This is a genomic window from Leisingera sp. ABM4_103 (genome assembly GCF_056158685.1).
Map to the genome: position 1 here is coordinate 2,223,243 of NZ_JBSWTU010000005.1, position 15,215 is coordinate 2,238,457.

15 protein-coding genes are annotated in these 15,215 nt (G+C 63.7%); 3 read left to right on the plus strand and 12 right to left on the minus strand.

The genetic code is table 11. The features are described from left to right. The 11 genes from ACXAED_RS12495 to mdh all read right to left on the minus strand — a co-directional run bounded on the left by ACXAED_RS12495 (position 1) and on the right by mdh (position 12,104). On the minus strand, positions 1 to 309 hold the full coding sequence (locus tag ACXAED_RS12495; protein WP_475050193.1) for an EthD family reductase: 309 nt from the start codon (positions 307 to 309) through the stop codon (positions 1 to 3). Positions 310 to 426: 117 nt separating this feature from the next. Next, entirely contained in the window at positions 427 to 1,818 is a 1,392-nt protein-coding gene (lpdA, locus tag ACXAED_RS12500; RefSeq protein ID WP_475050196.1) for a dihydrolipoyl dehydrogenase, read from the minus strand. A 72-nt stretch (positions 1,819 to 1,890) separates the two neighbouring features. Beyond that, positions 1,891 to 2,160, minus strand: a complete 270-nt coding sequence (locus ACXAED_RS12505; protein WP_259968614.1) for a hypothetical protein — start codon at positions 2,158 to 2,160, stop codon at positions 1,891 to 1,893. Between the two features lie 166 nt (positions 2,161 to 2,326). Next, entirely contained in the window at positions 2,327 to 2,719 is a 393-nt protein-coding gene (locus ACXAED_RS12510; RefSeq protein WP_475050199.1) for an MAPEG family protein, read from the minus strand. Further along, entirely contained in the window at positions 2,716 to 3,015 is a 300-nt protein-coding gene (locus tag ACXAED_RS12515) for a hypothetical protein (protein ID WP_475050202.1), read from the minus strand. Before ACXAED_RS12515 ends, ACXAED_RS12510 begins: the two co-directional genes overlap by 4 nt. Positions 3,016 to 3,172: 157 nt before the next feature. Further along, entirely contained in the window at positions 3,173 to 4,705 is a 1,533-nt protein-coding gene (gene odhB, locus ACXAED_RS12520; RefSeq protein WP_475050204.1) for a 2-oxoglutarate dehydrogenase complex dihydrolipoyllysine-residue succinyltransferase, read from the minus strand. Positions 4,706 to 4,717: 12 nt separating this feature from the next. Next, positions 4,718 to 7,669 (minus strand): 2-oxoglutarate dehydrogenase E1 component, encoded by a 2,952-nt coding sequence (locus ACXAED_RS12525; RefSeq protein ID WP_475050207.1) that lies wholly within the window; start codon positions 7,667 to 7,669, stop codon positions 4,718 to 4,720. A gap of 238 nt (positions 7,670 to 7,907) precedes the next feature. Next, on the minus strand, positions 7,908 to 8,792 hold the full coding sequence (gene sucD / locus ACXAED_RS12530) for a succinate--CoA ligase subunit alpha (RefSeq protein WP_027235115.1): 885 nt from the start codon (positions 8,790 to 8,792) through the stop codon (positions 7,908 to 7,910). 13 nt (positions 8,793 to 8,805) lie between these two features. Continuing rightward, entirely contained in the window at positions 8,806 to 9,633 is an 828-nt protein-coding gene (locus tag ACXAED_RS12535; protein WP_475050211.1) for a glycosyltransferase family 25 protein, read from the minus strand. 12 nt (positions 9,634 to 9,645) lie between these two features. After that, a complete protein-coding gene (gene sucC / locus ACXAED_RS12540) occupies positions 9,646 to 10,839 on the minus strand; it encodes an ADP-forming succinate--CoA ligase subunit beta (protein WP_475050213.1) in 1,194 nt (397 codons plus the stop codon). A gap of 302 nt (positions 10,840 to 11,141) precedes the next feature. Beyond that, on the minus strand, positions 11,142 to 12,104 hold the full coding sequence (mdh, locus tag ACXAED_RS12545; RefSeq protein WP_259968620.1) for a malate dehydrogenase: 963 nt from the start codon (positions 12,102 to 12,104) through the stop codon (positions 11,142 to 11,144). Between the two features lie 158 nt (positions 12,105 to 12,262). Here mdh and ACXAED_RS12550 point away from each other — a divergent pair, with 158 nt between their 5' ends. Further along, positions 12,263 to 13,018: a sulfite exporter TauE/SafE family protein gene (locus tag ACXAED_RS12550; RefSeq protein WP_475050215.1), complete on the plus strand. Its 756-nt coding sequence runs from the start codon at positions 12,263 to 12,265 to the stop codon at positions 13,016 to 13,018. A 77-nt stretch (positions 13,019 to 13,095) separates the two neighbouring features. Here ACXAED_RS12550 and ACXAED_RS12555 read toward each other — a convergent pair whose 3' ends face one another. Then, positions 13,096 to 13,410 carry a hypothetical protein gene (locus ACXAED_RS12555; protein WP_475050217.1) on the minus strand — a complete coding sequence of 105 codons (315 nt, stop codon included), beginning with the start codon at positions 13,408 to 13,410 and terminating at the stop codon, positions 13,096 to 13,098. A gap of 350 nt (positions 13,411 to 13,760) precedes the next feature. Between ACXAED_RS12555 and ACXAED_RS12560 the strand changes: the two genes are divergently transcribed. After that, positions 13,761 to 14,615: an HpcH/HpaI aldolase/citrate lyase family protein gene (locus ACXAED_RS12560; protein ID WP_475050218.1), complete on the plus strand. Its 855-nt coding sequence runs from the start codon at positions 13,761 to 13,763 to the stop codon at positions 14,613 to 14,615. Positions 14,616 to 14,649: 34 nt separating this feature from the next. Then, a complete protein-coding gene (locus ACXAED_RS12565; RefSeq protein WP_475050219.1) occupies positions 14,650 to 15,198 on the plus strand; it encodes an NnrU family protein in 549 nt (182 codons plus the stop codon). The last annotated feature ends 17 nt before the right edge of the window (positions 15,199 to 15,215 follow it).

Here is a 15,215-nt window from a genome sequence, read left to right on the forward strand (position 1 = left end):
TCAGCTGATGACCTCGCCAATCAGCATCTGGGGCTTCACATCGGTGAAGTTCGGGATGTCCTCCAGCGCGGGGCCTGCGGCCTTCATCGCGGCGTCCATGGCGGCCTGGTCGGCAAAGGTCATCGTGGCAATGGCATAAAACGGTGCCGGCTTGTCCGGCCCCCCCGCCAGCCCTTTGGTGACCACAAGCGTCTGGATGCGCGCGCCCATAGTCTCTTCTACGATCTTCAAATGGGTGTCCGCATAATAGGCGTGGTCGAAGTTGGTGCCCTCTGTGACGGGGTAGATGACTTGCAGTGAAACGGCCATGGCAGTGCCTCCGGCGGGTTGAAATCCAGGAGCAGTAAAGAGGCAAAGGCGCAGCTTGCCAAATGAAAAAGGGCAGCTGCGGCGAGCTGCCCTCCGGTGTTTTCAATCCTGCCCGGCTCAGCTGTGGATCGGCCCGTCGCCGCAGGCCAGCGCGGCCTCGCGCACGGCTTCCGAGTAGGTCGGATGCGCGTGGCAGGTCAGCGCCACATCCTCAGCCGAAGCGCCGAATTCCATCGCCACGCACAGCTCGTGGATCAGGTCGCCCGCCGCCGGGCCGATGATCGCTGCGCCCAGGATGCGGTCGGTTTCCTTGTCGGCGATGATCTTGACGAAACCGCCCTCGGCCTGGTGCACCGCCTTGGCGCGGGCGTTGCCCATGAACATGAACTTGCCGACCTTGATCTTCTTCCCCTCGGCTTTCAGCGCGTCCTCGGTCGCGCCCACGGTGGCCACTTCCGGCGTGGTGTAGACGACGCCCGGAATGACGCCATAGTTCACGTGGCCGTGCTTGCCCGCGATCACCTCGGCCACGGCCATGCCCTCATCCTCGGCCTTGTGGGCCAGCATCGGGCCTTCGATCACATCGCCGATGGCATAGATGCCCTTGATGTTGGTGGCCCAATGGCCGTCAGTAGCGATCTGGCCGCGTTCGGTCATCTTGATGCCCAGATCGTCCAGCCCCAGGCCTTCGCTATAGGGTTTGCGGCCCGTGGCGACCAGCACCACATCGGCGTCCAGCGTGACCTCGTCGCCGCCCTTCTTGGGCTGGTATTTCACCTTGGCCTTGGTTTTGGAGGTTTCCACCCCCTGAACGGCAGCCCCCAGGATGATGTTGAGGCCCTGTTTCTCCAGGATCCGCTTGAAGGAGCGCTGCACGTCCTTGTCCATGCCGGGGCAGACCGCGTCCATGTATTCCACCACGGTCACCTCGGAGCCGAGGCGGGCATAGACCGAGCCCAGCTCCAGTCCGATCACGCCGGCGCCGATCACCGCCAGTTTCTTGGGGATCTTCGGCAGTTCCAGCGCGCCGGTGGAGGAGACCACGATCTTCTCGTCGATCTCCACGCCCGGAATGGAGGCGGGGACCGAGCCGGAAGCGATCACGATGTTCTTGGCCTCATGCACGTCGTCGCCGACCTGCACCTTGCCCGCCGCGGGGATCGAGGCCCAGCCCTTGATCCAGTCGATCTTGTTCTTCTTGAACAGGAATTCGATGCCGCCGGTGTTCTGGCCGATCACCTCGTCCTTGTAGGCCTTCATCTGGTCCCAATCGACCGACGGCGATTTGCCCTTGAGGCCCATATGGGCAAAGTTGTGCTCTGCCTCATGCAGCAGGTGGGTCGAGTGCAGCAGCGCCTTGGAGGGGATGCAGCCCACGTTCAGGCAGGTGCCGCCCAAGGTCTCGCGGCCTTCGACCACCGCTGTTTTCAGGCCCAGCTGGGCACAGCGGATGGCGCAGACATAGCCGCCGGGGCCGGCGCCGATTACGATGACGTCATATTGGGACATAAGTCGGTTTCCTCTTTTGGCCCCGGCTCCGTTCTTTGTCGGAATGCGTGCTTGGGGATAGTTAATGTGTGATCAAACTGGGGTCAGCATTTTGATCGAGATATTGGTGACCCCGTCGCGTTCAAGGTGCATTGCCAATTCTTCCGAGCCGAAGAAGGCGCGGGCCTTTTCCAGGTCGGTGATCGCGAACAGCGCCACGGCGTGGTTCTTGCGGTCCGGATCGCTCCAGACATTCATGTCGGTGATGCCCGAGGCCTGACGGTTGCGCTTGTCCTGCCGGAACACGGTGAGCCAGGCGTCGAAATCGGCCACATCGGCCTGCCAGAGTACATGGGTTGCCATAGGTGTTACTCCTTTATCCTTGATGGAGGCAGGATGCCCCGGATTGGCTGGAGAGCGCTTTGATACCACTCAATAAAGGTGGAGCCAGCGGCAAGGTTTGCGGACTGGGGGCGCTGCCCCCGGCCCTGGCGGGCCTCCCCCGGAGTATTTGGGCAAAGGTGAAAGCTCATGCGAGGAGCACCCCCGCGAGCATCGCGGCAAGGCCGCTGGTGGCGATGAGCCAGATTGCGGTGCGCAGGTAGGGCACTCCGCTGAGGTAGGCGGGCAGGTAGAAGGCGCGGCCGGCGAGGTAAGTGTAGATGCCGCCGGTGATTAGCGCGCTGTGCAGGCCAGCCAGTTTCGCGACCAGCGCCAGGCAGATGAAGACCGGGGCGGTTTCCAGGAAATTGGTGAAGGCGCGCCGGGCCCGGCCCGCCAGCGCGCTGCGGCTGACAGCGGTGTCGCGCGGGCCAGAGGTCCAGGCGTTGCCCACCGAAAGCTTCAAGAGGAAGCTGTCGCAGCTCACGTGGATCAGGGCGAGGATCGAGAGGCAGACAAGGCCCCAGAGCGGGAGGGTCATGGGAATTGGCCATCTTCAAGTTTGACGCTCTTGACCTCTTCCCGGCGACCGTTGATGGCACTTATCACGCTGAAAATCGTTATCATCATCAAAGGCAAGGCACCGAAAGTTGGTGCACCTTTTTTCGGGCCTTCAGTTGTCACCCAGCCCAACCAGCTAAATGCGATTGAGATGAGCACCATTACAGAGAAAAAAATGGGCACGACTACTAGGAAGAAACGCCAATGGCGGGATTTTCCGGTCAGATAGAGGTGTGTGCCGCAGGTTCCGCAAAGGTGAAAATCGGTCTTATTCACACCCCTCCAAGGGTTTGTCCGCATCATAGCCAGTGTTGATTGAATGCGTCCACAATCGGGGCATTTAATACCGCACCAGCGCGCCCAAAAGCTGGGTCTTTCACCAATCTTGGGCGCGCTGATTTTGTAGGGCTGGCTAGGCTTTCCCCTCAAAGGTTTACAGGTCCATCAGCAAACGCCGCGGATCCTCCAGCGCTTCCTTGACGCGGACCAGGAAGGTCACGGCGCCCTTGCCGTCGACGATGCGGTGGTCGTAGCTCAGCGCCAGGTACATCATCGGGCGGATCTTGATCTCGCCGTTCACAACCATCGGGCGGTCCTGGATCTTGTGCATGCCGAGGATGCCGGACTGCGGCGGGTTCAGGATCGGCGAGGACATCAGCGAGCCGTAGACGCCGCCGTTGGAGATGGTGAAGGTGCCGCCCTGCATTTCCGCCATGCTGAGCTTGCCGTCACGGGCGCGCTTGCCCTTCTCGGAGATCGCCTTTTCGATCTCGGCAAAGGACATCCGGTCGGCATCGCGGATCACCGGCACCACCAGGCCCTGCGGGGTGCCTGCGGCGACGCCCATGTGCACGAAGTTCTTGTAGACGATGTCGGTGCCGTCGATCTCGGCGTTGACTTCCGGCACTTCCTTCAGCGCGTGGCAGCAGGCCTTGGTGAAGAAGGACATGAAGCCGAGACGCACGCCGTGCTTCTTCTCGAACTGATCCTTGTACTGGTTGCGCAGCGCCATCACCTCGGTCATGTCCACCTCGTTGTAGGTGGTCAGGATCGCGGCGGTGTTCTGGGCGTCCTTCAGGCGCTTGGCGATGGTCTGGCGCAGGCGGGTCATCTTGACCCGCTCCTCGCGCGCGGCGTCGTCTGCAGTGACCGGGCCGCGCACCTGGGCCGGTGCCGGGGCAGACGCCGGTGCGGACTTGGCGGCGGCGAGGGCGGCCGCGACGTCTTCCTTCATGATGCGCCCGTCGCGCCCGGTTCCCTTGACCTGGCTGGCGTCGATGCCGGCTTCTGCCATCGCCTTTTCCGCCGAGGGGGCGTTTTTGACGCCTGCGCCAGGGCCGGTATAGGTGCCGCTGGCAGCTTCTGCGGCGGGTCCGGCATCCGTGCCGCCTGCTGCCGCAGCTTCACCCGCCGACATGACGGCCAGCTTGCCGCCGGCGTTCACGGTCGCGCCTTCCTCGGCCAGGATTTCGGTCAGCACGCCGGCTGCAGGCGCGGGCACCTCGACGGACACCTTGTCGGTTTCCAGCTCGCACAGCATCTCGTCCTGCGCGACGCTGTCGCCCACCTTCTTGAACCAGGAGGAGACGGTGGCCTCGGAAACGGACTCGCCAAGCGCGGGAACCATGACCGGCACCGGGGCGCTGCCGCCGCCGGAGGACGCATCGGCCTGGGCCGGTGCCTCCGACGGTTTGCTTGCAGGCGCGGCCGGGGCCGCGGCGGCGCCGTTGGCCTCGGTCAGGGTGGCCAGCAGGGCATCAACGCCGACGGTCTCGCCCTCACCGGCGACGATCTCGCCCAGGGTGCCGGCCGCAGGGGAGGGCACCTCAACGGTCACCTTGTCGGTTTCCAGCTCGCAGAGCATTTCATCGGCGGAAACGGCGTCGCCGGGTTTTTTGAACCAGGTGGCCACGGTGGCCTCGGTCACGGATTTGCCCAGGGTGGGTACGCGGACTTCGGTTGTCATGTCTCTTTATCCTCAGATGCTCAGCGCTTCGTTCACGAGGGCTGCTTGTTGGGCTTTGTGTTCGCTGGCCAGGCCGGTTGCGGGCGAGGCCGAGGTGGCGCGGCCGGCATAGAGCGGCCGGGTGTGCTTGGCGCCGATGCGGGTCAGCACCCATTCGATGTTGGGTTCGATGAAGGTCCAGGCGCCCTGGTTCTTGGGCTCTTCCTGGCACCAGACCATTTCCGCCTGCTTGAAGCGTTCCAGCTCCTTCACCATCGAGATCGCCGGGAACGGATAGAACTGCTCCACCCGCATCAGGTAGACATCGTCGATGCCGCGGGCGTCGCGTTCCTCCAGCAGGTCGTAGTAGACCTTGCCCGAGCACATGACGACGCGCTTGATCTTGTCGTCGGCGACCAGCTGGGTGTCGGAGTTGCCTTTCTGGGCGTCATCCCACAGCACCCGGTGGAAGCTGGAACCGGTGGTGAAATCCTCGGCGCTGCTGACCGCCAGCTTGTGGCGCAGCAGCGATTTCGGCGTCATCAGAACCAACGGCTTGCGGAAGGTGCGGTGCAGCTGGCGGCGCAGGATGTGGAAGTAGTTCGCAGGCGTGGTGCAGTTGGCCACGATCCAGTTGTCCTGGCCGCACATCTGCAGGAACCGCTCCAGGCGGGCGGAGGAGTGCTCCGGCCCCTGGCCCTCGAACCCGTGGGGCAGCAGGCAGACCAGGCCGGACATCCGCAGCCATTTGCTCTCGCCGGAGGAGATGAACTGGTCGAACATGATCTGGGCGCCGTTGGCGAAGTCGCCGAACTGGGCTTCCCAGAGCGTCAGCGCGTTGGGTTCCGCCAGCGAGTAGCCGTATTCAAAGCCCAGCACCGCGTATTCGCTGAGCGCCGAGTTGATCACCTCATACTGGGCCTGGCCCGCGCGGATGTTGTTGAGCGGGTAGTAGCGCTCCTCGGTCTCCTGGTTGACGATGCCGGAATGGCGCTGCGAGAAGGTGCCGCGGGTGGCGTCCTGGCCTGCCAGCCGCACCGGGTAGCCTTCCAGCATCAGTGAACCAAACGCGAGCGCCTCACCGGTGGCCCAGTCAAAGCCTTCGCCGTTCGCGAACATTTTGCCGCGCGCGTCCAGGAAGCGGCCAACGGTGCGGTGCTGCGGGAAGCCCTCCGGCACCTGGCTCAGCGCTTTGCCGATTTCGGACAGTGTCTCAGGCTCGATCGCGGTGCGGCCGCGCTGGTAGTCGGCGTCCTTCTTGTCGAGATGCGACCAGCGCCCGTCCAGCCAGTCGGCCTTGTTGGGCTTGTAGTCCTTGCCGGCTTCGAACTCCTCGTTCAGATGCGCCTGGAAGGCGGCCTTCATGTCCTCGATCTCGCCCTCGGGGATCAGACCGTCCTTGACCAGCCGGTCGGTGTAGAGGGTGAGGGTGGTCTTGTGGCCCTTGATCTTCTTGTACATCAAGGGGTTGGTGAACATCGGCTCGTCGCCTTCGTTGTGACCGAAGCGGCGGTAGCAGAAGATGTCGATGACCACGTCCTTGTGGAATTTCTGGCGGAATTCGGTCGCCACCTTCGCGGCATGCACCACCGCTTCCGGGTCGTCGCCGTTCACGTGGAAGATCGGCGCCTCAACCACCAGCGCGTTGTCGGTGGGGTAGGGGGAGGAGCGCGAGAAATGCGGCGCGGTGGTGAAGCCGATCTGGTTGTTTACCACGATATGCATGGTGCCGCCGGTGCGGTGGCCGCGCAGGCCCGACAGCGCAAAGCATTCCGCCACCACGCCTTGGCCGGCAAAGGCCGCGTCGCCGTGCAGCAGGATCGGCAGCACCTGGGTGCGCTCGCCGTCGCCCAGCTGGTCCTGCTTGGCGCGGACCTTGCCCAGAACCACCGGGTTCACCGCCTCAAGGTGCGAGGGGTTGGCGGTCAGCGAAAGGTGCACACTGTTGCCGTCGAACTCGCGGTCGGAGGAGGCGCCGAGGTGGTATTTCACGTCGCCGGAGCCGTCCACGTCTTCGGGTTTGAAGCTGCCGCCCTGGAATTCGTTGAAGATCGCCCGGTAGGGCTTCTGCATCACGTTGGCGAGGATGTTCAGGCGGCCGCGGTGCGGCATGCCGATCACGATGTCCTTCACACCCAGCGCGCCGCCGCGCTTGATGATCTGTTCCATCGCCGGGATCAGGCTTTCACCGCCATCAAGGCCGAAACGCTTGGTGCCGGTGTATTTGACGTGCAGGAATTTCTCGAAGCCCTCGGCCTCGACCATCTTGTTGAGGATCGCCTTGCGGCCCTCGCGGGTGAAGGTGATTTCCTTGTCATAGCCCTCGATCCGCTCTTTCAGCCAGGCGGATTGCTCAGGGTCGGAAATGTGCATGTACTGCAGCGCAAAGGTGCCGCAATAGGTGCGCTTCACGATGTCGACGATCTGGCGCATGGTCGCGACCTGCAGGCCGAGCACATTGTCAATGAAGATCGGCCGGTCCATGTCGCCGCCGGTGAAGCCGTAGCTCTTGGGGTCCAGCTCAGGGTGCGGGGTGGCGGCACGCATGCCCAGCGGGTCGAGATCCGCCGCCAGGTGGCCGCGGATCCGGTAGGCGCGGATCAGCATCAGGGCGCGGATCGAGTCCAGCACCGCGCGCTGCACCTGATCGTCGGTCAGCTCAACGCCCTTGGCGGCGGCCTTTTCCTTGATCTTCTTGCCTGCCGCCTTGGCCTCAGCCGGGGCGGGCCAGTCGCCGGTCAGCGCGCCTGTCAGGTCATCGGCGGGCATCGGCGGCCAGTCATTGCGCGCCCAGGAAGGGCCAGAGGCCTCGGCCTTCACGTCGAGCTCGGCATCGCCCATCTGGCGGAAGAACTCCGCCCAGGCGGCATCCACCGCGTTCGGGTCATTGGCGTACTGGGCATAGAGTTGCTCCAGGTACTCCGCATTGTGCCCCTGCATGAAGGAGGAGGCGCGGAAGAGGTCGTTGGGGCTTTGTTCGGTCATTTTGGTGCCTCTTGCGGGTTGGGACCGTATTTGTTCTGGCCTTAGGCCACTCCCGGCAGGGTGGTGCGCAGGAGTTTCAATTGGATGAATGTGCCGCAGAACCTTGCGGCCAATCCGGTGGGGCGCACCGGATTGGCGGCGAGGTCCTTAATTATATGTGCTGCCCTGGCAGGAGGGGATGCCCGGCGGAGGCCGCCGGGCATTGTCCGCTTTGTGGTATGCAAAGCGGAAAGAGGCATTACTTGCCGATCGCTTTCAGAACCGCTTCGCCAAGGCCGGCCGGGCTTTCGGCGACCACGATGCCTGCGGATTTCATCGCTTCGATCTTGTCCTCGGCGCCGCCCTTGCCGCCGGCGACAATCGCGCCCGCGTGGCCCATGCGGCGGCCCGGAGGGGCGGTGCGCCCGGCGATGAAGCCTGCAACCGGCTTCTTGCGGCCCTTCTTGGCCTCATCGGCCAGGAACTGCGCGGCCTCTTCTTCGGCAGAGCCGCCGATTTCGCCGATCATGATGATGCTCTCGGTCTCGTCATCGGCCAGGAACCATTCCAGCACGTCGATATGCTCGGTGCCCTTGATCGGGTCGCCGCCGATACCGACACAGGTGGACTGGCCCAGGCCAACGTCGGTTGTCTGTTTCACGGCCTCGTAGGTAAGCGTGCCGGAGCGCGATACAACCCCGACGGTGCCGCGCTTGTGGATGTGGCCGGGCATGATGCCGATCTTGCAGGCGTCGGGCGTAATCACGCCGGGGCAGTTGGGGCCGATCAGCACCGACTTGGAGTTCTCCAGCGCCCGCTTCACCTTCATCATGTCGAGAACCGGGATGCCCTCGGTGATCGCCACGATCACTTCCATCTCGGCGTCGATGGCTTCCAGGATCGAATCCGCGGCGAACGGCGGCGGCACGTAGATGACAGAGGCGTTGGCCTCGGTTTTGGCCTTGGCTTCATGCACGGAGTTGAAGACCGGCAGGTTCAGGTGTGTCTGGCCGCCTTTGCCGGGGGTCACGCCGCCGACCATCTTGGTGCCGTAGGCGATGGCCTGTTCGGAGTGGAAAGTGCCCTGCGAGCCGGTGAAGCCCTGACAGATGACCTTGGTGTTTTCGTCGATGAGGACTGCCATGTTTTTGGTTCCTTCAAGCGGTATGTGTGTGTTGGGTCTGCGGGGTGGCCAGAGAACGGCCGTCGAAGCGGATTTTTTCGAGAGTGGCCCGCCCCAAGACCACACTGGGAAGTATTCGGAAGCCGCCGCGGAACTCGTAAATCCCGCGCCGGAATTTCTGGCGGACCAGCGGCCAGCCCTTGGGCCGGTGGCGCGCCGGGCCGATGGCGTGCTCGTCCGGGGCCTCGTTGCCCTGTTCGGCAAGCGCCGGCTGGACCTGATAAACCTTGATGCCGCGCGCAGGCAGCGAGGCGTCAAAGTTGAACAGGAGGTTGTCCAGCGTGATTTCGAACGGGCGGCTGTCCAGCAGGTGCTGCGCCGCCCGGCGGGAGATCACATAGGCCGCACCGCCTGCGTGGCGGGACAGCAGCTGGCGCACCTCGCGGCCCAGATGGGTGAAGCCGTCCCTGCCAAGCGCCACCTGCAGCTTGCGGCTGCGCCAGCGTTCGAACTTGACGATGCCGGCATCCTGCGGCCACCAGGAGAGATCCGCCAGCCAGGCGCCGGTGTCGGGCGACAGGAAGACGTCATCCTCCAGGATCAGCGCCACATCGGCGTCTGACGCCAGGAACGCCTCCCAGGCCTTGGCATGGCTCAGGGTGCAGGCCATGTCCTTGGTCTGGAAGTAGCCCCAGTTGCCCTCAGGCCGGCACTGCTGCAGCATCTCTTCGCGGCTGACTTGGGTGCTGTCCACCGCGTCAATGCGCACAGCCGAGAGCCCGGCCTGATCCAGCTCGCGCTGCATCAGCTCCGCCCGGCCCGTCGCCTGCTGCAAGCCTATGAGGTAGACAGCCGCCTTCACCGGATCTGGCCCTTAGCCCTTAACCGCCTTCACGATCTTCTCGGCGCCGTCCTTGAGGTCGTCGGCGGCGATCACGTCGAGGCCGGAGGTGTTGATGATCTCCTTGCCTTTCTCGACGTTGGTGCCTTCAAGGCGGACCACCAGCGGCACCTTCAGGCCGACTTCCTTGACCGCGGCAACCACGCCCTCGGCGATCACATCGCAGCGCATGATGCCGCCGAAGATGTTGACCAGGATGCCTTTGACGTTTTCGTCGGAGGTGATGATCTTGAACGCTTCGGTCACCTTTTCCTTGGTGGCGCCGCCGCCCACGTCGAGGAAGTTGGCAGGCTCGGCACCATACAGCTTGATGATGTCCATGGTGGCCATCGCCAGGCCCGCACCGTTCACCATGCAGCCGATCTCACCGTCCAGCGCGATGTAGTTCAGGTCGTATTTGGAGGCTTCCAGCTCTTTCGGGTCTTCTTCGGTGGTGTCGCGCAGCTCGGCGACGTCGGCATGGCGGTAGACCGCGTTGCCGTCAAAGCCGACCTTTGCGTCCAGCACCTTGAGGTTGCCGTCGTCGCTGACGATCAGCGGGTTGATCTCCAGCATCTCCATGTCCTTCTCGACGAAGGCTTTGTAGAGCTGGCCCATCAGCTTGACGCACTGCTTGACCTGCTGGCCTTCGAGACCCAGCGAGAACGCGATGCGGCGGCCGTGGTAGGCCTGGTAGCCGGTGGCCGGATCAACGGAGAAGGACAGGATCTTTTCCGGGGTGGCGGCGGCCACTTCCTCGATGTCCATGCCGCCCTCGGTGGAGCAGACAAAGGAGATGCGCGAGGTCTGGCGGTCGACCAGCAGCGCCAGGTACAGTTCACGCTCGATGCCGGAGCCGGCCTTGATGTAGATGCGGTTCACCTGCTTGCCCGCCGGGCCGGTCTGATGCGTGACCAGGGTGCGGCCCAGCATCTTCTTGGCTTCTTCGGCAGCTTCCTCCACCGATTTGGTCAGGCGCACGCCGCCTTTTTCGCCGGCATCGGCTTCCTTGAAGGAGCCTTTGCCGCGGCCGCCTGCGTGGATCTGTGCCTTCACGACCCACAGCGGTCCGTCGAGCTCACCGGCGGCGGTTTTGGCTTCCTCGGCCCGCAGCACCACGCGTCCGTCGGACACCGGTGCGCCGTAGTTGCGAAGAAGGGCTTTGGCCTGATATTCGTGGATGTTCATCTGAAACTGTCCCGTCTGGCTGCAATTGTCTGCTGTTCAATAGGCCGTGTTAAAGCCAAGTGTTAAAGGCTTATTTGACGGGAGGCGGGGAAATGGTGAAGATTTTCAGGTTTTGTGATCACAGGTTTTGGGGGTGTGATCACAATTTACCGGAGGCTTAACGGCGGTGATTCGAGCCTTGGCCGGAAGGCCGCCGCCGCCGCATCATAGGCCAAAAGCGTCAGCCGCCGGACCGGGACGCTGCGGCAAAAGAAAAGGGCCCGCCAGATGCGGGCCCTTTGAGCTGTCGCTCGATGCTGTGCTTAGGCCAGGGAGCTGTCGATGCCCTTGCAGGCCTCGACCAGGCCTTTCACCGCGTTGACCGAGTTGTCGAACATGGTCTGCTCTTCTTCGGTCAGCTGGATGTCGACGATCTTCTCGATGCCGCCGGCGCCGATCACGGTGGGTACGCCCACATACATGTCGCTGACGCCGATCTCACCGGTGCAATAGGCGGCGCAGGGCAGCACGCGCTTCTGGTCTTTCAGGTAGGCTTCGGCCATTTCGATCGCCGAGGTCGCCGGCGCATAGAAGGCGGAGCCGGTTTTCAGCAGGCCGACGATTTCGGCGCCGCCGTCACGGGTGCGTTGCACGATGGCGTCGAGTTTGTCCTGGGTGGTCCAGCCCATCTTGACCAGGTCGGGCAGCGGGATGCCGGCCACGGTGGAGTAGCGCACCGACGGCACCATGGTGTCGCCGTGGCCGCCCAGCACGAATGCGGTGACGTCTTTCATGGAGACGCCGAATTCCTCGGCCAGGAAGTGGCGGAAGCGGGCGGAGTCCAGCACGCCGGCCATGCCGCAAACCTTGTTGTGGGGCAGGCCGGAGAACTCGCGCAGGGCCCAGACCATCGCGTCCAGCGGGTTGGTGATGCAGATCACGAAAGCGTCCGGCGCGTGGTCGCGGATGCCTTCACCCACGGATTTCATCACCTTGAGGTTGATGCCCAGCAGGTCGTCGCGGCTCATGCCCGGCTTGCGCGGCACGCCGGCGGTCACGATGCAGACGTCGGCGCCTGCGATGTCCTCATAGGACTGGGTGCCCTTCAGCGAGGCGTCGAAGCCCTCGGACGGACCGGATTCCGCGATGTCCAGCGCTTTGCCTTCGGGGGTGCCTTCGGCGATGTCGAAAAGAACAACGTCGCCCAGTTCCTTGAGGGCTGCGAGGTGCGCGAGGGTGCCGCCGATCTGACCTGCGCCGATGAGGGCGATTTTGGGTCGTGCCATTGGTAAATGTCTCCGGTCCGGTTGAAATTTCCTGATGCCTACGGCGTAAACCCGGGCCGTGCAAGGGTTCTGCGCTGCGGCATAGGGTGCGGTATACTTGCGTATGCCGAGGTGATACCGCTAAACGGTCTTTAATTCAGGGCTTTCAGGGGCGGGCTATGGCGGCATTTGATGCGATGTTTTTCGTTTTTGCCATTCCTGCGGTCGTTTTTGCGGGCGTCTCCAAGGGCGGTTTCGGTTCCGGCGCGGCCTTTGCTTCGGCGGCGATTCTGGCGCTGGTGCTGGAGCCGGGAATGGCGCTGGCGCTGATGCTTCCGCTGTTGATGCTGATCGACGTGGCGACGCTGAAACCCTATTGGGGGCGCTGGAATCTGGGCGCCGCACTGCTGCTGATAGCGGGCGGGCTGCCGGGGGTGGCGCTGGGGGCGTGGCTTTACACCTCGGTCGATGCCGATGCGATGCGGGTGCTGATCGGCGCGGTGGCGGTGGGGTTCGTGCTGTGGCAGCTGCGCGCCCGGCTTGGGTTGCGGGCCGTGGCGGCGCGGCCGCTTTCGCGCCTTGCAGGTCTCGCTGCCGGTCTGGCAGTGGGGTTTACCAGTTTTGTCAGCCATGCCGGCGGGCCGCCGGCGGCGGTCTATCTCCTCAGCCTGAGGTTACGGAAGACTGAGTATCAGGCCAGCACGGTGCTGATTTTCTGGGCGATCAACATTGCCAAGGCGGTGCCCTATGCCGCGCTGGGGCTGTTCACACGTGAAACGCTGATGCTGGATCTGATGCTGGCGCCCTTTGCGCTGCTCGGGGCCTGGCTGGGGGTGAAGATGCATCACAGCATCCCGGAGCGCTGGTTCTTTGCGCTGACCTATGTGCTGCTGATGGTGACCGGCAGCAAGCTGATCTGGGACGGGCTGGCCTGAAGCCCCCTTCAGGCGCAGCCCGCCGTGGCGTCCCCGGCCACTGTAACCGCGGCCTGGAAACCTGCCTCAATAACTGCTCAGACGTCGCTGTCTGCTTTTGGCAGTGCTTCTGCAAGCACCTCATAAGACTGGCCGGAGGCGACCAGGCAGGTCATCCCGTTGGGAGTGGTCACGGTGATGGTCCAACTGCCGGTTTCGTCCGACGCAAAGGTTTCCATCACCATGCCTTGCTGGCCCATGCCGATGCTTTGGCGGCTTTCGCCGTATTTCTCGGCCAGGCGTTTCACCACCGCATCGCGGGGGGCGCAATTGCGGCTTTGCGCGGCGGCGGGGGCCGCGGCCAGAGTGACGGCGGCCAGGACGGCCGGCAGTGCAAATTTTGTCCTTTTCATCTCGTTTTACCCTTTCCGGAACGGCCGGACAGGGCAGGGTGCCGGACGGCAGCCCCCGTATCCCTGAGCGGGCCGGTGTGTGACGCAATTCGTGTCGCAGGCCCCATGCCTGCGGGCAGCAGGGGCGGCCCTGATTGGGCGGCGGAGATCCTGTGCCGTGGTACCCTTAACTTTGCCTGTCAGGTGCTGATAAGTGGTTAACCCTGAGGGCGCCGGAAAAGCACGCGTGTTATCAGAGACTTGCTGCAATTGCGGGGAAAGTTACGCTGCGCTGCGGCGGAATTGTACTTGAAAGTATACAATCGAATCTGTACCGCTTTACGCAATAAAATAACTTTTGGAGAGCTTGCATGGACCCGCGCGCGCGCCCTTACCGTTCGGTTTTGTATATTCCCGGTTCCAAGCCGCGCGCGCTGGAAAAGGCCAAAACCCTGCCGGTGGACGCGGTGATCTTTGACCTGGAAGACGCGGTGTCGGTGGATGAAAAGCCCAATGCCCGCGCAACCTTGGCGCAGGCCCTGGAGGCGGGCGGCTATGGTGCGCGGATGAAAATCGTGCGGATTAACGGGCTGGACACCGAATGGGGCCGCGAGGACGCCATCGCGGCGGCCAAAATGGATTGCGACGCGATTCTGCTTCCCAAGGTGAACGCGCCGGAAGATCTGGACGCGCTGGCAGAGATCACTGGTGACATCCCGCTGTGGGCGATGATGGAAACCCCGCGCGGCATGCTGAATGCCGCCGCCATCGCGGCGCACCCCAAGCTGCAGGGCATGGTAATGGGCACCAATGACCTCGCCAAGGAGCTGCAGACCCGCTACCGCCCCGACCGGATGCCGATGATGGCAGGGCTGGGCCTGTGCCTGCTGGCGGCCAAGGCCGAGGGGCTGGTGATCGTCGATGGTGTTTACAACGCCTTCAAGGATGCCGAAGGGCTGGCCGCGGAATGCGCGCAGGGCCGCGACATGGGCTTTGACGGCAAGACCCTGATCCACCCGGCGCAGGTGGAGGTGGCCAATGCCGCCTTTGCCCCGACCGAGCGCGAGATCGACACCTCCCGCCGCCAGATTGCCGCATTCGACGAGGCGCAGGCCGCAGGGCAGGGTGTTGCCGTGGTCGATGGCAAGATAGTCGAGAACCTGCATGTGGCGACCGCGCGCGAGATCCTGGCAAAAGCGGATGCAATCGCCGCGCTTTCCGCATAGGTGTTAACAAGCTTAACATCTAAGAGGGGCTGATATGGCGCTTTTGATCCTGGGACTTCTGCTGTGGTGGGGCGGCCACCTGTTCAAACGGCTGGCGCCGGATATGCGCGCCTCTATGGGCAATGCCGGGCGCGGCGTAGTGGCGCTGGTGCTGGTTGCCGGTATTGTGCTGATGGTGCTGGGCTACCGCGGCATGGAATTCATCCATGTGTGGGCGCCGCCGTCCTTCATGGTGCATATCAACAACCTGCTGGTGCTGATCGCCATCTGGATGATGAGCCCGGCGCCCAAGAAAGGCGCGCTGCTGAATGGCATGCGGCATCCGATGCTGGCAGGATTTAAGCTGTGGGCGGTGGCGCATTTGCTGGTCAATGGCGATCTGGCCTCGATCATCCTGTTCGGCGGGCTGCTGGCCTGGGCGGTGGCTGAGGTCATCGTGATCAACCGGTCCGAGCCGGAGTGGCAGCCGGGGCCCAAGGGCACGCTGGCCAAGGACGGGATGTTCTTCCTGGCCTCGATTGTGCTGCTGGCGGTGATTGGCTACGTCCACGGGCTGATCGGGCCGTCGCCGTTTCCGGGATAGGCCCTGAGCAGGAGAGG